Here is a 22,185-nt window from a genome sequence, read left to right as displayed (position 1 = left end):
CTGTTGAATTGCCTCTCGCGACGCATGGTGACCGAGCGTCGGCAGGAGCACGCCGAACTCCATGTCAGAGTTCATCGAACAGCACCTTACCGATTGTGTTCCGCTGTACTTCGCTGGTACCCTCGTAAATGGTTCCAGCTTTGACGTCCCGGTAGAAGTGTTCAACTTCGTTTTCACGGGCGAAGCCGTTACCCCCGAACACTTGGACGGCTTCCTCGGCGACATCGCAGGCGATTTCGGTCGCGTACAGCTTTGCGATGCTGGCCTGGTCAGTCGTACTCTCGACGACATCTTCACCGGCCTCAGCCTGGTCGACCAACCGCGCTGCGCGGTAGACTTGCGCATTGGCGACTTCGAGTTGCTTATGCATGTCGGCCAGTTTCCAGCGCATGCCCTGATAGTCACCGATCGGCTGGCCGCCCTGTTCGCGTTTCTTCGCATACGCGAGCGCGCGATCGAACGCGCCTTCAGCCATGCCTAGGTGTGCAGCTGCGATCTCGATACGACCGTGCTCAAGCCACTCGAGGATTTGGGAGAAGCCCTGACCCTCCTCCTCGCCAAGCAAGTTCTCCCGGGGAACCCGTACGTCGTCGTAGTGTACCGTTGCGTGTTCTGCCGCGTCCAGTCCGAGTCGGTTGCGTGCCTGCGCTTCGTAGCCGTCGGCGTCTGTTGGGACCACAATCAGACTCAGTCCATGGTGGGGCCCCTTCGAGTCTGGATTCGTACGACAGAGCGTCGCAACCCAGTCACTACTCACGCCGTTGGCGATCCAGTCTTTCTCTCCGTTGATCACGTACTCGTCACCGTCGATTTTGGCAGTAGTGGTGACTTTTGAGAGCGCGGAGCCGGTGTCGGGTTCGGTCAGCGCGATGCTGCTCGTCGCCTCGCCGTCGGCCACCGACGGCAACCAGCGACGTCGCTGTTCGTCGCTACCAAACGACGAAACGGCGAAACAGCCGACGGTCGCGCCGTTGATGGCAATGCCGACCGAGGAGTCGGCGCGACAGAACTCCTGGGCGACGAGACACTCTTCGACCAGTGATGCCTGGTTTCCGCCGATGTCTTGGTCGAATGATCGACCAATTAGGTCCGCGTCCGCTGCCTTGGCGAATACATCCCATGGCCACTCTCCCGACTTGACGTATTCCATCGCGACGGATGTGATATGCTCATCCCCGAATGCTCTCGCGGTTGCTCGAAGGTCCTGCTCCTGCCGTGTTAGATGTACTGTCACATGATAGCATTTATATCCGTTCATAATAAATTACCCGTCTTCCGTCTTTTTGCTTTCAAATCGAGCCACCCGGACAACCAGCAAAAATTCCCGATCGCAAAGTCGGCCTGTCGACAGATACCACATTCGCGAAGAGCGTTTCTGAGTGAACGACTATACTGGTGATATCGATCTCCACAGCATCTCTCAGTCCCTATGTTATTGTCGACATGAGCTATACTCGAATCAACGGAAGACTTTACTCTGGAGGCTGTGATGGTGGTCGTGAGGTTATCCCTATATACCGAACAAGAGATGGCTGTATCGTCGCTGGAGGACCTCGCCCGAAAGGAGTTCTCCGATACTACGTTCTCGTGGGAAAGAATATGGAACGCCGCTACTTTTGCATTGTTTCAGCGTGAAGATGTCGTCATGACTGGTCGGTAGAAAGAGGTCAAGCGCCATCTCTCCCCAGAGAGTTAAACGATGCGATAGATAAGTCTCAGCAGGCGAACGAGGCAGGCCTCGTTCGCCGACTTATGTGTCTGAAGTCGCTCTATATCGGCGATACCTTAGAGGAGGCAGCCCTACGCATGGGCACTGATTTAACTACTGTTGGTCGGTAGGTCGATCAGTGGAATGAATTTGGTGTCGATGGATTGCGGCCGAGTTTCGGCGGCAAGCCGCTGAAACTTCCTGCACAGCAACAACAGCGGTTGAAATCCGTTCTCGAAACCCATCAGCCGTGGATGGCCTCCGAAGTACAGCTATTAATCGAGAGTGCGTTTGGTGTTTCATACTCGAAGCGTCACGTCTCTCGGTTGTTTCAACAATACGGCCTGAATTACTCGATTCCACAGTCAACAAGCCCTGATCGACCAGAAAATGCCGATAACATACTTGACAATCGCCTCTAGGAGGCGCTCGACGAGTTGACCGGGGATGAGGACGGCGACCTCGTGACTCATGGCGGTATTCTGGTTGGATTCCTCGGCGAAGCATGGCTACAGCCGACGGCGGTTGTCCGTCGGCTGTGGGCTTTCGGGACACCGACGATTGAAAAAGAAACGCCAACTGAGAATTTCGAGGTTGCAGTGCTTGGATTCTACGCGTTAAACAGTGAGAGCGTCGTTCAGTGTAAGCCAGACGTAACAAAAGAGTCCTTCGCGGATTTTTCTTGCGAATCCGAGAGCAGAATCCGGCCGGCCGGATTCTGCTCGTCTGCGACAATTTCTCCTCACATTTCGCTACCCTCGTTGATCACGTGATTGAATCGCTAGATATTACGCGTCTCCCACTCCCACGCTATTATCCCCGTCTTAAGCCGAGCCAACAAATCTGGAACTGCGTTCACCGCGACCTTTCACCGAGAGACGTCAAAGATACTGACGCATTTCGGCATCTCGTCCGCTCTGTGTACGAATCGTACGCAGAGCAGATCAGCTTTGCAGATGCCTAGACTGAGCGGTTTCTCAGTGCTGAGAGACTGCAAAAGTTACGACCGTAACTAAACCTTCCCACGAGAACGTCGAACTGCTCGCCGATCGCGGGTATCTCGGATTGAATATCGCTGAAGAGTACGGCGGTGGCGGTATGGGAGAGTTCGAAGCTATGCTCAGTATCGAAGCCGTTGGCCGAATCTGTCCTGCCACTGCCGAATACCTCTACAACCAACAGGTGGTTGCCCCGCGGACGATCGAAATGTTGGGTAGGGAGACTGTCAAAGAGCGCTACCTACCAGGCGTCACCGCCGGCGACGAGAGCATCGCGATCGCGATTTCCGAACCCGAAGCCGGTTCCGATGTTGGCGCGATGATTACTCGCGTCGAAGAGGATGGTGATGACCTAATCCTGAACGGTGAGAAAGTCTGGGTGAGCAATATCCCCCACGCGTCGGCCATTGTCGTCTGGGCGAAATTCCCTGACGGCATGGGCTCGGACGTCGTCAATCTTGAGGATACCGCTGACAACGTCAAGATCGAACAACACTATACGAACATGGCCGAACACACCCAGACTCAGTTCCGTATGCACGAATCGTGGTGCCCGAAACGCACGCCTTGACCCGCGCGGCAAGGAGGGGTTCAAACAGCAACTGCTGTGCCCTTGAGAAGGCACTCGAGTACGGCCAGCAGCGCGACCAGTTCGACCAGCCGATCGCCGATTTTCAGGGTATGAGTGGAAACTCGTCGACATAGCCAAGAAACTCGAGGCCTCGCGCGCGTGACCTACCGCCGCGGCGATCAGTGCCGGATTCCCGATCGTATGGATGCCTCGCTGGCGAAGCTTACGTCCGGGGTGATGGTCAGGCACGTGATTAGTGAGTCGCTGCAGATTAACGGTGCTAACGACTACCAGCAGGATCATCCCTTCGAATACCTCTACCGACTCGCTCGCAACCGCCGACTCGCTGCCGGTACTGACGAAATCCAGGAAAATCATATCGTGGCGGCCCTCAAACGCAACGGCCTTTCCTCCCTCGCTTAAACCCGCGGCGTTTGATCACTGGAGAGCGAATTTAGGATCAAGAGGAGAACTCTCGGTCGTAGTCGGGGTCGCGCCCCTTGCTGAACGCTTGGGTCGCTTCCTTGTGTTCGTCGTCGCGTGCACGTTGGAGCGCGCCGTTCAGTCCGAGGATTATTTCCTCGTTGAAGGCGTTGTAGACGTCAGGTCGGTTGAGTGTGATCGTTGCGTAGCCATCAGTACAATCGTAGTGTGCATGATCTATGAGTATGGTAAATTTCTACAAGTATGTATTATTATATAATGTTTTGAATCTGTTGCTCGTGAACGACCGATAAGCGACATTCACTTGAGATTGACCGAAAGACGCTGTATCCAGTGACGGATTTATTTTTTGCTTCCCCCAGATCGACTTGGCTAACATTCGATATTATCCAAACGCCATCCTAGTCGTTCAATGATGGAATATCAGAAAATCTTATCTATGTAAATGAATAAAATTTTCATCTTGAACAAGTTCATCGTCTTTTGCCGTCCGGCTTTTACATCCGTACTACTGTAATAGAAGCATTTTGGAGTACAAACGAGAGAGAAGTAAAGCAGAATCTCGTACCAGTTCCGTTCACCATCATCGAATGTTAAATATCAGAGGCAGTGTGACTTAATAGCTTAAATTAACTTCAATCACATTTTTACTGTGGAGAATATCATCTAAAATAGAGCTTTCGAATTCATCAATGTCTGTTCGTCGACGGGGGCCGTAAACGCTTATCGCACCTTGTACACTACCGTTGTTGTGGACAATAGGCGCCGCTACCCCACGCATTGCTTCTAGTGTCTCCCCTGTATCGAGCGCATATCCTTGTTCCCGAATCTGTTCGAGGTGTGATTCTAACTCTGATCGATCGACGATCGTGTTTGATGTTGTAGCTGCAAGTCCGTGTGTGTCATATATCGACTCTCGCTCTTCCTCCGGAAGATGTGCTAAAATGGCCTTTCCTGGCGCAGTAGTATGGAGTTTCGTGGCCATACCGTTGATAGTAACAACCTTGAGCGGAGTAGATCCCTCCACCGTGTGAAAATAAACCCCACGTCCATTCTCCTCTATCATGAGGCTCGTGTGTTCGCCAGTACTTTCGGCCAGCTTCTTTATTTCCTGCTTTGAAACGCCGTATATGTCGTGGTTGCGTCGGAGTTGCGATCCCAGGCGGATAAATTGCGTACCAACTTGGTAAGTGCTACCATCTTTGCACACATATCCCAATTGATTAAGAGTATTCAAATGATTATGAACAGTACTCTTTGGAATTCCAACGTTGTCTGCTAATTCTGAGATACCGGCTCCATCGAGATCTATGAGCGTTTCGATGATGGTGAACGTGGTTTTTGTGGCTTTGATCGGTGGTTCGGGGTCCATTCTGTTCCATAGTATGAAATCCAACGGTATCAATCTTGTCCGATGATACCGATTCACGATCATCTGCCAGAAGTGGAGACGGTGTTCTTGGAAAGAGGGCGATTGCTACGTTCACCCCCAAGATATAAATCGGAGATAGTGTCTCTCATAGAATGGAGTTAACAATGCACGACACTATTGGCCTCGAACCGCGCCACCATGACTTTCGTGAACGAGTCCGGTCCTTTTCCGAGACGGAAATTGAACCGGCTATCGAAAAGTACGAGGAACGCGGCGAATTTCCCACGGAGCTCATAGATGTACTCGGTGATGCAGGACTATATGGTATTAACGTCCCCGAAGAATTTGGAGGAGAGGGTCTCGACACTCGCTCGTTCGTTATCGCTGTAGAGGAGATCAGCCGTGTCTACAAGCTCCCGGCTGGCGTCCTCTCCCTATCCTGCGGTCTCATAGGACATACACTTCAGAACGTGGGTACGGAGCGTCAAAAGGAGTGGCTTCGAGATATCTTCACAGAAAATCAAATCACTGCGGTGTCGCTCACAGAACCGCAGGCTGGAAGCGACGCTAATGCACTTGAGACCACTGCAGAACGAGACGGTGACGAGTATATCCTAAACGGCCACAAAGTGTGGACGACGCACGGTGAAATTGCAGATCTCATCTTAGTAGTCGCGCGGACGGATGATACCGGAAATCATAACGACGTGAGTATGTTTGCGATTCCGGATCCACAGGAATACGACGGGCTGAAATTCATTAGAAATATTCCTTGTATGGAGGGCGATGCGGCCGTGGAAAGCGAAGTAATCTATGACGATGTCCGCCTGCCAGCGGAGTTCCTTGTCGGTGAAGAAGGAAAGGGATTCCAGTACATAATGCAGGCGCTGGATATTGGGCGTATCGGCGTTGCTGCACAGGCTGTAGGGATAACACAGGGATGTCTTGACGCCAGCACCGAGTACGCCGATGAGCGTGAACAGTTCGGTCAACCGATTCGTGACTTTCAGGGAGTGTCGTTCAAATTGGCGGACATGAAAATGAATCTAGAGGCCTCACGGTTACTTACATATCAGACTGCGGCACGGCTAGACGGCGGTGCAGATTCAGTAACTCAAGAAGCTTCGATGGCAAAAACGTTCGCCACGGACGTGGCAATGGACGCCGCTACTGAAGCGGTGCAGATCCATGGGTCGCGTGGATATTCAACAGATTATCCCGTAGAACGGTACATGCGCGAAGCAAAAGGAACGCAGATATACGAAGGGACGAATGAAGTAAACCGCACAGTCATTGCCCGCGATCTATACGAATAAATGCGGTTTCGGCCAGTCTAGCCCCTGAATCGTTGAAACTGACTATTTTGGAATAGGAGGCCATGGTAATATATATCCATCCATGAATTATAATGTATAGAAACGTTTAAATGGATTGGTGCTAACACTGTGGTTATGGCTAACAAGCCGAAAGAGACCTCAGATTTCAGGGTGGGTAATATCAGCCGAAAAGACTTCTTGAAAACAACCGCTGCTGGACTCTTGGCCTCCCCCTTAGCCGGGTGTGCGAATAGTTCAAACAGCAGTGGAAGCGACTCGATGGTGGTCGTATCTGGCCCATCGGATTCGGCAGGTCACGCCATGATGCAGGGTGCTGCCGCCGAAATTAATGAAGCGAGTGATGATATCGAGGTGGATGCTCGACCAGGGGGCTCGCGAGCAAACATCAATCGCCTTAAAAATGAGGAGGCTGACATGGGATACACGCAAACCTACACGGCAGGTCTCATAAACGAGGGAGATGACCCCTTCAGCGATCTTTCTTTCACACCGAATCAGGTCTTCCATCTTTACGACGTGAATTGGTTCTTCATCACCAACAACGAAGATATCAAAACAATAAACGATATCGAATCCAATCATTCTGTTTCTCCCGGACCCCAAGGGTCTGGTTCTGGAGAGGCCCTAGACCACGCGCTCAGCGTCTTGGATATCGATTATCAACGTCGGAGTATTGAGTTCACGCAACAAGCAAGTGCCATGAAGTCTGACCGTCTCGATGTTGGAATCGGAGCAACGGTAAATGGGACGACTGAAACAGGGTGGCTCCAACAGACGAAGAGTTCAGCAAATTTGCGAACAGTCGGTATCCCTAACTCAGCTATGCAGCAACTCAACCAAGACCCGTATACACTAGTTACGGAATATGAAACGAGCGGTCGGGAGAACTGGAGTTATATCCATGACCCCATTGCGGTCGTCACACACGGATACAGCTTCCTCGTCCGAAACGACTATACTTACGATGCTGTGTACGAGTACCTAACACAGCTAAACGATAACATCGATGCGATCAAAGAGAGTCACGCTATGTGGGGTGCTGCAACAGAGCTTGACTGGTGGGTAGAGAACACCTTCGATATGCCTTTCCACCCAGCAGCCGCTGACTTCTACGAAGAGCAGGGTGTCTGGAGAGACGAGTTCACTCGAGGAGAAGAATAACAATTGATAAAATTGAACGATCACCAATGAACGTATCTCGTTGGCTCCGATGGTTAATTACCGTCGTAGGAGTCGGGTTAGCGGTTTATCTGGTCTACTACGCGGTAGAATATCCGTTCTCAAGAACCAAGCACAGCGTCATCTTCTTCGGTGGGAGTATTGCGTTGTACTATCTGGTCGATATCCACGAGCAATATTGGGGAAGTATCAATCCCGATGAACTGTTCGAGGAGGAGTTAACGGAAGAGGGAGGTGGTCGTATCAACGAACTGTCATCCCGGTTTCCCACTGCCGGACGATTCAGTGCGCCCATACAGAGCGTAATTTGTGTCGTTCTCGCTGTAACAAGTGTGGCTGCTACAGCATACTTGCTAGCTAACTGGCAGTATCTCCAATGGGATGCACCAGCGCTAGGGTACAAGCAAATAGACCTCCTTGTTGGCGGGGTCATGATGATCCTAGCTATCGATGTGACGAGACGCGAGTACGGGAACGTTCTTGCAGGGGTGATAGCACTCTCTGTAGTCTACGGACTCTTTGGCCCATTCTTTCCGGGGATCCTCAGTCACGGAGGGATGTCCGTCACTCAGGTGATTAAGTTCGGTTCGATCGAACTTCGTGGCGTCTTTGGATTCATCTTAGGTGTCGGTGCAACGTGGGTAGCGATATTCATCATCTTTGCAGGAGTAGCAACACAGTATGGATTGACCAGATTTCTGCTCGACCTCGGAGAGGAATTCAGCAACGTCTTCCGAACAGGCGTAGTGCATATTGCGATAATCTCCAGTATGATCATGGGGTCGATCACAGGAAGCGCTGCAGCGAACACTGCAACTACCGGTAGCTTCACGATCCCGATGATGAAAAATCAGGGCATCAAAGGTGAGGTCGCAGCAGCGATAGAAAGCGTAGCCTCCAGCGGAGGGCAAATTCTTCCACCGGTGATGGGTGTCGCAGCATTCCTTATGGCTGATATCCTGGGAATACCGTACCTAGAGGTCGTTCGGGCCGGAATACTTCCTGCTCTGCTCTTCTATGGTAGCACTGCGATAGCCGTCCATCTACTTGTGATCAAATCCGGGTGGATGGCGGATGCTGACGGAGAGTTCAAACTGGCTGTCCTGCGACAGGGACTTCGCTTTGCTCCAGCGATCGGCGTTCTACTGTATGCTCTCGTGATAATGCAGTTATCACCGCTGACTGCGGGACTGTACACTCTGATAACAGCCATGATAACACAGTTCGCAACAAATCTGTACACGGATGGCGTTTCGTTGAGTGCGCTTCGGAAGACGACGAGAGAAACTATCATTGGCCTAAGGCAGGGGATGATCGATATGGCCCCTCTCGTTGGCCTACTTGGGGCAATCGGGATCATTGTGAGTATGGTGACCCAGTCCGGACTCTCGCAGAAGATTAGCGTTCAGATGATCGGACTCGCAGGAGGAACGCTTATCCTAGTCCTCATTCTCGCCATGATAACGAGCCTTATGTTTGGACTGGGCATGCCGACGCCAGCCGCGTACATCCTCGTGGTAATCTTGACTGCACCTCCACTCATAGAGCTAGGAATCAAGCCGCTCTCGGCACATATGTTCGTCTTCTACTTCGCGATGCTGTCAGCAATTACGCCACCAGTGGCCGTGGCTGTAGCCGTGGGTTCCCGTATCGCTGATGCTGGTTTCCTGAAATCAGCGTTCCAGGCCTTCCGAATTGGGATCATTGGCTTTCTCTTACCCTTTGTATTTGCGTATAATCAGAGTCTTATCTACTGGGCGTTCCCCCGGACAGCCTATATGACCTCGATGACGTTCATCGGTGTCTTTGCTATCGCGGCGGTTGCTATCGGCCATGATGGAAACCGCAACCTCACATGGCCCTTCAGAATTTTCGGAGCAGCGATGGCTTTCGTTATCTTCTTCGGTCCATTCACTGCGAAGGTCATCGTCTCGCTCCTCCTCTGCCTATATCTGGTTCAGTTGTTGCGACCTTCGTCTATCTCCCCAATCCCCAAGTGGACCAAATAGGCGCACCTCTCTACTTCGGTCGCAGCTGACAAAGTTATAAAATATACACATATCGCAATGAGGAATCTATCCGTAGATTTATGATATCATTTCCCAAGGTAGAAACATGGAACTCAGAGGAAGTTACCACATTGTTCCCGGCCTTCGAGAATCTGCCCTGGATGACCCAGTTAAGTCCATCGAAGACGCAACAAAAGCCAACTCCAGTGTTACTGTCATCGATCTCGAAGATGGCGTCGGTCCAGCGCTAAAAGATGTTGCACGTGATACTACCGTCCAAGCGATCGAAGAATGGGGTGACTTGGAGAAGGAGATCGTCATCCGGATCAACGCACTGAATACTCCACATTCGTTCAAAGACTTAGAAGCAATTCGAACAGCGTCAGTATCACCCCGAGCCCTTCTCGTGCCTGACATACAGAGTGCATCGGACCTGCAATATATCGAGAAGTATCTCCAAGCGACCGATCAACCGATGGGAATCATACCGTTAATTGAGCGACCAAGCGCTATTTTCAATCTATTCGAAATAGCTCATGCCTCACAACGAATCGAAGCGATCGTCTTTGGGAGTGTGGACTTTCGGAGATATATGGGCATGCCAACGATGGAACAAAATCCCGATATTGATCTGCCTCGCTATGTTACTTCGATGGCAGCTAGCGCTGCCGGTGTTCCCGCTATTGATACCGTCTATCTCCATAGATCCAACCTTGATGGATTACGGTCACAAGCGGAGAATGCACGTGCAATAGGCTTCGATGGGAAATTGGCAACGAGTGTCGAGCAGGTTCCAGTAATTGAGGAGACATTCGCACCCACCGAAGAGGAAATCGCTTATGCTGAACGAATCGTCCAAGCGTTTGAGAAGGCCGGTGACGAGACTGGCCTTATCACAGTGGATGGCACAACGGTGGACATCCCAATCATCAGGGAACAGCGGGCACTGCTGAAACGTGCTAAAAAGGACAAAACGCACGATGGAGAATAGCAAGGGCATTACATTAAATATTTTCAATTTGAAATGAATGTGGCTAATAATAGGAAGACAGATTTATATCAAATCGACGTTGTATATGAGGTGATGCAAAAATGACTGATTCAATGTTTGAAATTTCAGGCGATACTGCTATCGTTACCGGTTCCTCCACTGGTATCGGCCGTGCGATTGTAGAACGGTTCACTGCTACTGGCGTAGACGTAGTAGTCTCCTCTCGCGACCAAGAGCGAGTAGATGCCGTAGCGAGCGCGATCAACGACAGTAACCGACCTGGGAAGGCACTTCCGATAGAATGCGATATCCGCGATTGGGAGGCTATCGAGACACTCGCCGAAGCGACAGAAACCGAACTCGGTCAGATTGACATCCTCGTCAATAACGCGGGCGCGAGTTTCGAGGCACCGTTCGAGGAATTGAGTCAAAATGCGTGGAAGACCATAGTAGATATTAATCTGAACGGTACCTTCAACTTTTCTAGGATTGTTGGCGAAAAGATGATCGAAAACGACGGAGGGCATATAATCAACGTCTCGAGTGTCGCAGCAAGGGATGGTGCTCCGATGATGACCCACTATGCGGCGGCGAAGTCTGGCTTAAACTCACTTACTCGTACACTTGGCTACGAATGGGCGAAGTATGACATCAATCTTAACGGAATCATGCCTGGCCTCGTCGCTACGGAAGGCTTAGAGAGTCAACGCGGTATCTCAGCATCAGATATCGATACGGACACCGTAAATAGACAGATTGGGTTGCCTGAAGAGATCGCGTCAGTAGCGCAGTTTCTCACTAGTCCTGCCGCTAATTATATCCAAGGTGAAACGATCGTCGTCGAGGGGGTCCCCCGAATTCCACATACTGAGCATCATGATGTAGAGTAGAAATTGCCGAACGCCAGACAGAGGAACAGAACAGTCGTACAGAACGATATGGTGTTTCAAATCTAACCATCATATGGATATCTCAGGAGAATAATAGCAGTGTAAAGAGGACGAATTTGCTATAATGGTTCGTCACCTAATGGATGCCCTTGGGAGGGGACTCCTCCGTTTTGGGACAGACGATTCAGATTTTTGATCCGTACATTCCAAAGGAGAAGTGAATCGAAAGTAGTGGGCCTTAGGGGCGGGAAGGTGGGCCACATTCACTACGACTAAGTGGATCGTTCCCAAACAGTTATGGGGAGATCTCACACACTGGTAGGTATGGTTGACGAGCTGGATCTCTCGGCGTATGATCTCGCGCAGTATGAGTCCTATTCAGAAGCAGTAGAAGAGTTTGAATGGAAAATACCAAATACATTCAACTTAGGAAGGGCAATTATCGATCGAAACGCACAGAAACGAGGAAGGGTAGCGCTTTTTTGGGACAATCAAAAGGGAGCGGATGAAATATGGACGTTCTGGCAGTTAAGACAGCGGACTAATCAATTCTGCAATGCCCTCTCGGAGGTCGGAATAGAACGAGGCGATGTTGTTGGTATTTGCCTTCCTGAGAGACCAGAGACCGTCATCAGTCATACTGGGACTTGGAAGTACGGTGCAGTCTCCCTTCCTCTGCCCGTAATTCTTGGAGACGAGGGACTTGAGTACCGACTAGCTCACTCGGAGTCCCGGGCAGTTCTCGTCCACGATAATCTTTTAGACGAAGTTCGTGACCTATATAACGATCTCGATCAGTTAGAACATATCATCATTGTCGGTGATGAGAGCCCCGAACATGAAAATGAGTATCACTTTGACGATTTCCTCGACAAACAGCCTGTAGAGGCTTCTCCTGCAGAAACGAAAGCAGAAGAAGATGCATTATTAGTCTATACATCCGGTACGACAGGCGATCCGAAGGGGGTGATGCATGCCCACCGGGTAATGCTCGGAACGTTACCGGGATTTAACATGAAGTACAACGTGAATACCGACGGCGTCTATTATACAGCCGTCGACTGGTCTTGGATGGGATCACTAACAACGATCATGCCCGCGTTACTTACAGGACAGACGATCGTCGGCTCAAACTACACCTCTTTCAAAGCTGATGAGCAGCTATCGATATTGGAACGGTATGGCGTTACGCACGGTAATTTCCCCCCAACAGCACTAAATATACTTCGAGAAGGTAATGATTCTGGATATGATATTCAACTGAGAGTGATTGTCTCAGGAGGAGAAGCACTTTCTCCAGAAACATTGACGTACTGGCGGTCCCGAGAGATTCCGATCTTAGAAGGATATGGACAAACCGAGTCGAATCCATTGATATGTAACTGTGAATACTTTTTTGATGTTAAGAAGGGAAGTATGGGTCGTCCAGTACCAGGTCACGAAATCCAACTTCGGAAGAACGGGGAACCGGTTGAACAGGGCGAAGTCGGTGAAATTGCCCTCAAGCGCCCAGATCCCGCTCAGCTAAAACGATATGTCGGCGAGGTGGAAACTGAAGAGTACTTTGAGGGAGATTGGTTTTTGACGGGAGACCTCGCTCGGGAAGATGAGAACGGCTACTTTTGGTTTAAATCTCGAGCAGACGACGTGATCATTTCGTCGGGATACCGTATCTCCCCTGTTGAAGTCGAGAATACGATTATAGAGCATCCGTCAGTGGCAGAAGTCGGTGTGGCCGGCGTACCCGACGATATTCGTGGGAATATTGTTAAGGCGTTTGTGAAAACACACTCACCAGAGAATCATTCAGATGATCTCAAACTGGAGATTCAATCACTGGTGAAAGACCAACTCGCTAAATACGAATATCCCCGTGAGGTAGAATTCGTCGAGGAGTTTCCAACTTCGGTGACAGGAAAGATAAAACGGAGTTCACTCACAGACTAGTCAGACAGGGTTTCCGTTTGAATGCAATTGAAACCCCTATACTGTTCCCATGCTGCACCTGTATTGCGTTTTATCGCTCACTGACGACTGCCAAACGCGGCTGATGAACTCTGAACCTTCTGGAAGCGTATTCGGACGGCTGCCGGAACGTATAACTCGGTTCGGGGAGTTGGCGTCAGTATGAACGATACGGACGACTGGTTCGATATCGAAGAGATTTCCGATAACAGTTGGCGCATCTCAGAGGCCACTTTCTTCAACGACTACCTTTTCGCAGGAGAGGAACGGGCGCTTCTCTTGGACGCTTCCGTCGGCATCGGCAATCTTCGAGCCATGGTGGAGACGCTTGTTGACGTTCCCGTGACGGTCGTGCTCACTCACTCGCACTGGGATCATATGGGTGCTGCCCATCAGTTCGACGATGTTCGGGTTCACAACGCAGAACTTCCCTCGGATGGCACTGTGCGTTCGGACTACGTCGCCGAGGAATTCCATGTCGACCTCTCGGGTTGGATCGATTCATGGCGTGATCAGGGAGGACAATTCCCAGACGGCTTCGATCCGGAGAATTATGAGATTCAGCCCGCGTCCAACATAACAGACGTAGCGGAGGGCGAGGTTGTTGATATTGGGAATAGAGAGCTGGAATTCATCCACTTACCCGGACACGCTCCAGGCCAACTCGGTGCGCTGGACCGTGAACGAGGCGACCTCTATGGTGGCGATGTCATCCACATACAACAAAACCTGTATATCCACTTCGGAGGCTGTGACATCCACGACTACGTTGATACCTTTGCTCGTTTACGGGAATTACGCGATGAGGGTGTTTTCGATACCCTGTATACGGCTCACAACCCGCCAATGTCGGGCGACGAACTTTCGCTGCTAGATGAGTACCACGAGGGGCTTCAAGCCATCCTCGCGGATGAGTTGCCGTATCGATCCAATGACGAACGACCCCCGGGTCGTGTCTATCGGATCGCCGGAAACGAAGTCATCACTAAACCAGATGTGAGCTAAAACGGCTGCGTTGAATCACTAGTTGGCGTCAAGGAATGTCAGTAAATCGAAGGTGTTGAAACAGGAAGACTTCGGTTGTTCATGACGACTGTGTAAGGCGTTTGATCGGATCGAGATGAGTGTCTGTCGAGTGCTGCTGCGCCGGTCGGCGCAGCAGCACGATCCCTCTGAACACGCTGCTATTGACGCAACATTCTACGAACGAAATCGTGCGAGCCGCCACTACTGCCACCGAACGAATTATCGCGTACAAACGCTCAAAGTCACAAAAACCGTCGATACAGCAACGCAAGCTGTTCTTGATCTCCACTGTTCGACGGTGTTAAAAGGAAGTGACTCAGACCTCTGTGAGCAGATCGCCCGCCGAAACGCGGGCGATATGCGGTCACTTGCCGCTGACAAGGGCTACGATAAGCAAGCGCTCCGCGAACAGCTCCGTGAACTTGACATTCGCCTACTGATCAAACATCGGATCTTCGCCCCATACGATCACGCTCACATTGCTCGGATTGACAAAGACCGGTACGTTCAGTGGTCATTGACTAAAACCGTAAACTCTACAATCAAGCGCTCGCACGGCGTGGCCGAGCGAGCGCGTGCCTGGTATCGAGTGTTCCGTGAAGTCACCTTGATGGGTGTCGTCTATAACATCAAACGGGCCGTCAAACAGTGAAATTCACCGCCGTATGGCGAGTCAACACAGCCTGTTCTTGCGAACTTCCTCGGAAAATTCGAAGTCGCGGAACGCCTCAAGTTGGGGGCCGCGGGTGGACGGACATCGCCCCTGAACTCCAGAACAGCCGGTCCATTCCGTCCTCTCCGAGGAAACTAATCAGTTCAGCGAGTAACTCCCCGAACCGTCGTTCGTTACCGAGAAAAATTGCCGGCAGCCCTTCGAGATTGACGTAGACGTTCGGGAAGCGAGCGAGCTGCCAGGCCGTCTCCTCGGTAAACGAATAACCGCCGTGGACGATACTGAACGTGAGATCGGGGAAGCTCTCGGCCGCCTCGTCGACGTCGCCGGGATGGTACGGCCCTCGTGGGACGGGCCCAAACGGAATCGCTTTGTGGATGTCGATGAGCTCGATACCGAGATCGTGGGCCTTCTCGAAGACGGGGAACGCGACCTCTGGATCCCCCATACTCCAGCCTTCGTGATGATCCTCGCTCCAGTGGGACGGATACAGTTTGATTCCGAGCGGATCGAAGTCCTGGATCTGTGCCTCGAGTTCGCCCTCCCATCCGTCTCGAAGCGGATCCACGCAGGCGTAGGAACGGAACCGATCGGGCCATCGGTCCACGACTTCGCCCGCTTTGTCGTTGGCGACCAACCCGTCATGAAATGCGTACATCGGGACAGGATGGAATGTCGCCATGTCCGTATAGCTTTCTTCGAACAGCATGGTCGCCGTCTCTTCGACGCCCCAATCCCGCACGAAGCCTTCCGGGGTGAGGGTGTACTCATCGGGAACGACGGCTGACACGTTCCCGAAGAGCATTTGGTGATTCCCTCGGCGTGCTGTTCGTTACGGTAGTTCGCTGGGGCCATGTTGTACGAGTGCGTGACGGCGTCGTACACGAACGTCTCTTCGAGATATAACATGGGCGCCCTCCATCTCGACCCCGGTTTTTCTGTTCAACTTCGAACCGAGACATGACAGTTGTACGCACCATCATATCTGGTTGTTGTTAACATACTGCTATTAATAGCTTCTGACGGGCGTCAGAGAGCAAGTCAGTAAGACAGTCACCTGCGGCAGGGAGTAGATATCGTATCCGTTAGCGCCTGCTCCCTGTGAGGATAAGCATCTGCCGATGAGTCCTTCGTTAGTATGGGAGACATCGGTCACCGTTATATGACACGAGTTCTGGGCTACTCGTTGGAAACTGGTACCGAGGATAGCTGGAACTCTATTCTCCGGATCTGACCGCCGCAATCGCCAGCGGTCATCGAGCCGAGCCTTCGCCGCTAGACCCGCTCGAGGATAGTCGCAACGCCCTGGCCGAAGCCGATGCACATCGTCGACAACGCGGTGTCCTGGCCGGTGCGCTCGAGTTCGTGGGCCAGTTTCGTCAGCAGCATTGCGCCGGTCGCGCCCAGCGGGTGGCCGTGGGCGATCGCGCCGCCGTTGACGTTGACGTCCTCCCAGGACGCGCCGGTCTCCTCGAGCCAGGCCGCGACGACAGACGCGAACGCCTCGTTGACCTCGAACAGATCGATATCCGTGAGGTCCATGTCGGCCTTCTCGAGGACGTTCTCGGTCGCCGGGATCGGCCCCTTTAGCATCGTAATCGGATCGACGCCGACGACTTCGGTCTGGACGATACGAGCCATCGGCTCCCACCCGTGTTCTTCGGCGGCCTCCTCGCTGGCGATCAACAGCGCGGCCGAGCCATCGACGATCCCCGAGGAGTTGCCGGGGTGGTGGAAGCCCTCGCCCGCCTCGCGGAACGATAGCGGGAGTTCGGCCAGCGTCTCCTCGTCGGTGCCGGGACGCGGGTGTTCGTCCTGCTCGACAACGATTTTCTCGCCGTCGAGTTCGGTTTCGATGGGCGTGATCTGATCGTCGTACCGCCCCTCGTCCCAGGCTCGCTTCCAACGGCGCTGGGAGTCGGCGGCGAGCTCGTCGAGCCCCGATCGCGAGAAGCCGTACTCCTCGGCGATGCGCTCGGCGCCTTCGCCCTGGTGGGTCAACTCGTCGAAGTGCTCGAAGTAGGTGTCGGTGACGGACCCTTCTCCGTCTGCGCCATCAGCCCCGTCCGACCCCATCGGGACGCGGCTCATGTGCTCGACACCGCCCGCGATCAGGACGTCGTGCTGACCGGCCATGACGTTCGCCGCGGCGAAGTTAGTCGCCTGCTGGCCGGAACCGCACATCCGGTTCAGCTGAACACCGGATACGATATCGCCCCAGCCGGCGACCATCGGTGCGAGTCTGCCGATGTTGAGCCCCTGTTCGTCGACTGGTGTCACACAGCCGTAGATGACGTCCTCGATCGTTTCCGGCTCGAACCCGTTGCGCTCGCGCAAGGCGGATAACGGTTCCGCTGCGAGGTCTTGCGGATGTGTGTCGCGAAACGATCCGTCTCGCTTACCGAACGGTGTTCGCACTGCATCGACGATTACGGCGTCTCTCATAGGTACGAGTGTTGCTAACAACCGCAGTCGTAATAGGCTTTGTTTAGTATCTATTGTGTGTAAAATATATGACTGAACAAACCGATTAACGCGACTCAATCGTGCCACTTTGTCACAATCAGCGTTCCAGTTTGGTTATCTGTTTCGCATCGACGCGTTTCGGCTACTGATAACGACCTAAGTGTGTTATCGGAGTGGTCATCGGTAGTATTTCGAATGAGACGGTTACGCATTCTCCAGGCGCGATTCGCGCACCCGTCGCGAGCGGGTCCGATCGACGGCGGAGAAGCGAACGCGAGATACGGAGCGAGTCGACGATGCTCGGCACTGCTCGCTCGCAACGGCTCTGAACGTACCGCTCGAGAGATTGCGCTGCCGAGCGTTTATACTCGTTTCGCTCGCGTGTTACTTCGAGGTGATATCGTCGAACGCGATCGAACGAGAGTCGCTTGAGACTGTCCGCGTGCGTCGACACGCTCTCAAGAGTTCGCGACGCTCTCGCGCTCGCGGAGGGATTTTCGGCGGATCTTCCCGGTGGATGTCTTGGGGAGTTCGTCGATGAACTCGATCTCCCGCGGGTATTCGTAGGGTGCCAGTCGCTCCTTGACTCGCGTCTCGAGCGTCTCCCTCAGTTCGGTCGTCGGTTGCCCGTCGTCCGCGGTGACGACGAACGCTTTCGGGACCGTTCCTCGTTCATCGTCGGGGATACCGACAACTGCGACGTTGGCGACGGCCGCGTGGCTCGCCATCGTCTCCTCGATTTCCTCGGGGCTCACGCGGTATCCTGACGTGATGATCACGTCGTCTTTGCGGCCCTCGAACGAGAAGAACCCGTCTTCGTCGACCGAGCCGAGGTCTTCGGTCAGCAGCCAGCCGTTCCGGACCTTCTGATCGGTCAGGTTCGGTTTCTTCCAATACTCCTCGAAGCAGATCGGGTCGTCCTCGTACCGGACCGCGATCTCGCCGATCTCGCCGGGTTCGTCTATCTGCTCGGCCGTCTCCGGATCGACGATCGCTACCTCGTGACCCGGCGCAGCGAGCCCCATCTTCCCCGGACGAGGTCGCTTCAGCGAGCTACAGTCGCCGATGACGAGATTCGCTTCGGTCTGCCCGTAGAGTTCTTCGACTGGCGCCCCGTCGAACGTATCTGCCACCCAGTCGACGACGCTTTCGCCGACCGCACCGACGCGGCGGACGGACCCCAGATCGTACCGGTCCGCCGGAGCGTCGAGTTGCATCATCATCCGCAGGGCCGTCGGCGGCGCCCCGAAGTCCGTCACCTCGTACCGCTCGAGGAGTTCGAACGCCGATTCGGCGTTCGAACCGGTCGGCGTCGTGGGCGACCACGGGCCGTCCGTAGTACAGCGCCGGCATCACGAGCGTGAACAGCGAGCCGATCCACGACCACTCGACGGGCGTCCAGAAGACGGTCCCGTCCGTCGTCCCCCTGTCGATGAAGGCCTCGGCGAACGTCGGCAGGTGACCGAGGAGCAACCGATGGGCGTGCAGTACCCCCTTCGGGTCGCCGGTGGTCCCGCTCGTATAGATGATAATCGCATCGTCGTCGGCGTTCGTCGCCGTCTTGTCGAATTGTCGTGACGCCCGCGTCTCGAGTGCGTCCCACGACGTCTCCGTTTCTGTCGGTTCGGTATCGACGGTCACCACGGTCTCCAGTGCGTCGAGGTCGTCGCGGATCGATCGGAGCGTCTCCGCGCTCGAGTCGCCGACGATACAGGCCGTCGCGCGGCAGTCGTCGAGTCGGTACCCGAGGGCGTCGTCTCCGAACTGCGTGCTGAGCGGCACTGAGACGGTGCCGAGCTTCCACGCCGCGATATGAGCGACGGCTGCTTCCGGTCGCTGACCGAGACAGATACCGATCCGATCGCCCGCGGCGACGCCTTCCGCCGAGAGATAGTTCGCGAGGCGATTCGCGCCGTGCTGGACGTCCCGAAACGTGACCGTTCGGCGGTCGCCCGACTCGTCCTCGGCGAAGAACGCGACGCGACCACGCTCTCGAGTCCACCGGTCGCAGACGTACTCCGCCATGTTGAGCTTCTCGGGGATTTCCCACTCGAAGGACTCGCGAAGCTGCTCGTAGTTGTCCCACTCTCGTTCGTAGAAGTGATACTGGTCAATCCATGACACCATGTGGCATGGGGATCACGGCGCTCGTATTAATACTACCGTCTGTCGAACGGCTATGCTCGGTACCAAGCGTTCTACAAATTGGACCGGACGAGGGGACTCGCTCTGCAGGCGGAGCAGGCCGGGTGCCTCGGGGTCAAGTCCCGAGGTAGTTCACGCTCGAAGTCATCGCACACCGCTCACTTACTCTCGTAGAACCGAACGCCGTCCTCGAGAACGCTCCCGACGTCCCCTCGATCCTCGAGATACTCGACGAGTCCGACGGTCTCCGCGAGGATACGACTGATGCCGCGTTTCGTGCCCGCTCTCTCCGCCGCGATCTGAAAGGCCGTCGTTCGGCCCGATTCGATCCGATCGAGACTCCGCTCGAGTTTGGACTCTAGATCCGCGATCGATCTGTCGAGACACTCCTCATACCGCTCGTGTATCGGCCCGTGACCCGGGAAGACACGCTCGAATTGATACGTCTTGAGGTGCTCTAGCGTCGTACAGAACGTTCGCACGCTGTCTTCGACACCGTCGTCGAAGTTGACGAGTAGCGCCGGCGCGCGGAACGGTTCGATCGCCATGTCGCCGGAAAACACCACGCGCTCACCATCGAGAGTCGTCCCAAAACAGTAGTGGCTGATATGGTGGCCGGGTGAATAGACCGGTTCGATCTCGTGCGTCCCGACGGTAAACGGATCGTCATCGATCCAGACATCGACCGCGTCTGCGGGAAGCGACTCGCGCACCGTGCGGTGAGCAGACAGCAAGCGGTCGCTGGCAGAATCGAGGTACTCGGGTTCGAGGCCGGCTTCGAGCAGATTCGCTTGCGTTCTCTCGGCGACCGTTTCCATGTCTCGTCCGAATCGATCTCGTAATTGTTTCGGCGCGTAGACGGTCGGCGACCCGGCCTCAAGTAACGTCGGCGTCTGACCGATGTGATCCGTGTGGCCGTGCGTGAGCACTACGTGTTCGATGTCCGACGGATCATACCCCTGATCGCCCAGTTCCGCGTATAATTCCTCGGAGCCGCGCTCACCAGGCGTCCCCGCGTCGATGAGAATCGGCTCGTCACCCGGTATCACGTACGCCGCCGCGTGACCCGGCGGCCACTCGACGGAGAACTCCAGTCGGTGGACGATCGCATCGCGATCGCCGACGGCCGTCCGATCTGACTCGCTCATAGCGATAGCTGTGGTGAACCACGATCGATAAGTTTCGATTAGCGGCAAAGCCGTCCCCTACCGGCGCCGTCGCGCGGCGAGCGGAGGCCTGTCATCCTATCGTGGCGCACGTAGCGGTCGGCCGAAGGCCGAATCCCCACCTCATCGAGATTGGTCGATCGAACTACGGCGCCATCGCTACCATGGTCTCGCGTATCTCCTCGGGGTCCGCCCCCCGCGGGAACGAGATATAGATCGCATCAACGCCGTCGATATTCTCGAATTGTTCTAGCTGCTCCCGTGCCTCCTCGGGCGTCCCGGCGGCGCCCATCTGATCGCGGAGCTCCGACCGTACCAGCTCCGTGGCGTGCTCGCGGTCCTCCCGTTGCCAGGCGTCGTAGATCTCGTGGGCGAGTTCCTCGCGTCCCTGTCGCGCGAGGTTGTCGCGGTAGAACGTTCCCATTCCGCCGAGGTAGAACGCGATGTGTTGAGCGACGAGTTCGCGAGCGCGCTCGCCGTCCTCAAGGGCACAGCAGCTCACGGAGAGGGTGACGCGGCTGTCGTCGGGGTCTTTATCGCCCATTTCGGCCCCTCGGCGAAGATCCTCGAGCCGTTCCGCGACTCCCTCCCGAGTGTAGTTGACGGCGTGCCAGCCGTCGGCGAAGCGGCCGGCGAGTTCGACGGCCTTCGGCCCGAGACCGGCGGCGTCGATCGGCGGTTCGGGATTGGGCGCCTCACAGCGGAGTCGGAAGCCGTCGAGGGTGAAGTACTCGCCGTCGTAGTCAACCGGGTCGCCTGAGAGGACTTCCTTGACGATCTCCACCGTCTCTCGAGTGCGACGGAGCGGGTTTCCGAACTCCATCCCGTGCCAGTTTTCGACGACGATCGGGCCGCTGGGACCGACGCCCAGGCGGAACCGGCCGTCGCTGGCTTCCTGGAGCGTCGCGGCCGTCTGACCCAGCAGGGCCGGCGATCGGGAGTAAACGTTGGCGATGCTGGTTCCGAGACCGATATCGTCGGTCCGTTCGGCGGCCGTTGCGATCGGCGTCACGACGTCTCGGCCCCACGATTCGGGAAACCAGGCGCGATCGTATCCCAACTCCTCCGCGGTCACTGCCTGATCGACGAGGCCGTCGAGGGTGGGCTGTGCACCGACCGGGAGAAAAAGGTCTCGGTTCGTCATACGACTCACACGTTGGCTCCCGTCGTCTTAAATGTACATCCCCGACCGAGCGACGATTTCGACTCCTCGATCGGCTCTACCGATCCACGGCGGGTGACTGC

General features: G+C 54.5%; 18 protein-coding genes and 4 pseudogenes. 14 read left to right on the top strand and 8 right to left on the bottom strand.

Features of this window, described 5'->3' with window-relative positions:
- Positions 1-64: 64 nt before the first annotated feature.
- A complete protein-coding gene (locus NJT13_RS22530) occupies positions 65-1,258 on the bottom strand; it encodes an acyl-CoA dehydrogenase family protein (protein WP_254525764.1) in 1,194 nt (397 codons plus the stop codon).
- Positions 1,259-1,854: 596 nt separating this feature from the next.
- Between NJT13_RS22530 and NJT13_RS23620 the strand changes: the two are divergent.
- The 6 genes and pseudogenes from NJT13_RS23620 to NJT13_RS22515 form a co-directional block, all read left to right on the top strand.
- Positions 1,855-2,130: pseudogene (locus tag NJT13_RS23620) on the top strand (winged helix-turn-helix domain-containing protein); the annotation flags it as partial.
- A gap of 15 nt (positions 2,131-2,145) precedes the next feature.
- Positions 2,146-2,481 carry a hypothetical protein gene (locus NJT13_RS22525; RefSeq protein ID WP_254525763.1) on the top strand — a complete coding sequence of 112 codons (336 nt, stop codon included), beginning with the start codon at positions 2,146-2,148 and terminating at the stop codon, positions 2,479-2,481.
- Positions 2,391-2,672 (top strand): hypothetical protein, encoded by a 282-nt coding sequence (locus NJT13_RS23615; RefSeq protein WP_425499825.1) that lies wholly within the window; start codon positions 2,391-2,393, stop codon positions 2,670-2,672. Before NJT13_RS22525 ends, NJT13_RS23615 begins: the two co-directional genes overlap by 91 nt.
- A 71-nt stretch (positions 2,673-2,743) precedes the next feature.
- Positions 2,744-2,959 (top strand): annotated as a pseudogene (locus NJT13_RS23220) (acyl-CoA dehydrogenase family protein); the annotation flags it as partial.
- An 18-nt stretch (positions 2,960-2,977) separates the two neighbouring features.
- The gene (locus NJT13_RS23215; protein ID WP_256549457.1) at positions 2,978-3,277 is read left to right on the top strand and encodes an acyl-CoA dehydrogenase family protein; all 300 of its coding nucleotides are present in this window, start codon (positions 2,978-2,980) and stop codon (positions 3,275-3,277) included.
- Between the two features lie 159 nt (positions 3,278-3,436).
- Positions 3,437-3,700 carry an acyl-CoA dehydrogenase family protein gene (locus NJT13_RS22515; RefSeq protein ID WP_254525761.1) on the top strand — a complete coding sequence of 88 codons (264 nt, stop codon included), beginning with the start codon at positions 3,437-3,439 and terminating at the stop codon, positions 3,698-3,700.
- Between the two features lie 637 nt (positions 3,701-4,337).
- Here NJT13_RS22515 and NJT13_RS22510 read toward each other — a convergent pair.
- Positions 4,338-5,093 carry an IclR family transcriptional regulator gene (locus NJT13_RS22510; protein ID WP_254525760.1) on the bottom strand — a complete coding sequence of 252 codons (756 nt, stop codon included), beginning with the start codon at positions 5,091-5,093 and terminating at the stop codon, positions 4,338-4,340.
- A 152-nt stretch (positions 5,094-5,245) separates the two neighbouring features.
- Here NJT13_RS22510 and NJT13_RS22505 point away from each other — a divergent pair, with 152 nt between their 5' ends.
- The 8 genes and pseudogenes from NJT13_RS22505 to NJT13_RS22470 form a co-directional block, all read left to right on the top strand.
- Entirely contained in the window at positions 5,246-6,409 is a 1,164-nt protein-coding gene (locus NJT13_RS22505; RefSeq protein WP_254525759.1) for an acyl-CoA dehydrogenase family protein, read from the top strand.
- Positions 6,410-6,544: 135 nt separating this feature from the next.
- On the top strand, positions 6,545-7,591 hold the full coding sequence (locus NJT13_RS22500) for a TAXI family TRAP transporter solute-binding subunit (RefSeq protein WP_254525758.1): 1,047 nt from the start codon (positions 6,545-6,547) through the stop codon (positions 7,589-7,591).
- A 26-nt stretch (positions 7,592-7,617) separates the two neighbouring features.
- Positions 7,618-9,618, top strand: coding sequence for a TRAP transporter permease (locus NJT13_RS22495; protein ID WP_254525757.1), 2,001 nt, complete (start codon positions 7,618-7,620; stop codon positions 9,616-9,618).
- A gap of 106 nt (positions 9,619-9,724) precedes the next feature.
- A complete protein-coding gene (locus NJT13_RS22490) occupies positions 9,725-10,609 on the top strand; it encodes an HpcH/HpaI aldolase/citrate lyase family protein (protein WP_254525756.1) in 885 nt (294 codons plus the stop codon).
- 101 nt (positions 10,610-10,710) lie between these two features.
- The gene (locus NJT13_RS22485) at positions 10,711-11,499 is read left to right on the top strand and encodes an SDR family NAD(P)-dependent oxidoreductase (RefSeq protein ID WP_254525755.1); all 789 of its coding nucleotides are present in this window, start codon (positions 10,711-10,713) and stop codon (positions 11,497-11,499) included.
- A 324-nt stretch (positions 11,500-11,823) separates the two neighbouring features.
- The gene (locus tag NJT13_RS22480) at positions 11,824-13,446 is read left to right on the top strand and encodes an acetate--CoA ligase (protein ID WP_254525754.1); all 1,623 of its coding nucleotides are present in this window, start codon (positions 11,824-11,826) and stop codon (positions 13,444-13,446) included.
- Positions 13,447-13,626: 180 nt separating this feature from the next.
- A complete protein-coding gene (locus NJT13_RS22475; protein WP_254525753.1) occupies positions 13,627-14,469 on the top strand; it encodes an MBL fold metallo-hydrolase in 843 nt (280 codons plus the stop codon).
- Between the two features lie 88 nt (positions 14,470-14,557).
- Positions 14,558-15,142: pseudogene (locus NJT13_RS22470) on the top strand (IS5 family transposase); the annotation flags it as partial.
- 76 nt (positions 15,143-15,218) lie between these two features.
- Here the strand turns inward: NJT13_RS22470 and NJT13_RS22465 are convergent.
- The 6 genes and pseudogenes from NJT13_RS22465 to NJT13_RS22440 form a co-directional block, all read right to left on the bottom strand.
- Positions 15,219-15,968: an amidohydrolase family protein gene (locus tag NJT13_RS22465; RefSeq protein ID WP_254525752.1), complete on the bottom strand. Its 750-nt coding sequence runs from the start codon at positions 15,966-15,968 to the stop codon at positions 15,219-15,221.
- 470 nt (positions 15,969-16,438) lie between these two features.
- On the bottom strand, positions 16,439-17,608 hold the full coding sequence (locus NJT13_RS22460) for a thiolase family protein (RefSeq protein ID WP_254525751.1): 1,170 nt from the start codon (positions 17,606-17,608) through the stop codon (positions 16,439-16,441).
- A 479-nt stretch (positions 17,609-18,087) separates the two neighbouring features.
- Positions 18,088-18,888, bottom strand: a complete 801-nt coding sequence (locus tag NJT13_RS22455; protein ID WP_254525750.1) for an AMP-binding enzyme — start codon at positions 18,886-18,888, stop codon at positions 18,088-18,090.
- A 106-nt stretch (positions 18,889-18,994) separates the two neighbouring features.
- Positions 18,995-19,654, bottom strand: a pseudogene (locus NJT13_RS22450) (AMP-binding protein); the annotation flags it as partial.
- A 278-nt stretch (positions 19,655-19,932) separates the two neighbouring features.
- The gene (locus NJT13_RS22445; protein WP_254525749.1) at positions 19,933-20,922 is read right to left on the bottom strand and encodes an MBL fold metallo-hydrolase; all 990 of its coding nucleotides are present in this window, start codon (positions 20,920-20,922) and stop codon (positions 19,933-19,935) included.
- 163 nt (positions 20,923-21,085) lie between these two features.
- Positions 21,086-22,084 (bottom strand): TIGR04024 family LLM class F420-dependent oxidoreductase, encoded by a 999-nt coding sequence (locus tag NJT13_RS22440; RefSeq protein ID WP_254525748.1) that lies wholly within the window; start codon positions 22,082-22,084, stop codon positions 21,086-21,088.
- Between the last annotated feature and the right edge of the window lie 101 nt (positions 22,085-22,185).

The organism is Natrinema caseinilyticum (assembly GCF_024227435.1).
Classification (GTDB): Archaea; Halobacteriota; Halobacteria; order Halobacteriales; family Natrialbaceae; genus Natrinema; species Natrinema caseinilyticum.
Note: the sequence above shows the minus strand (reverse complement) of the source record. Positions and strands in the feature narration are given on the sequence as shown.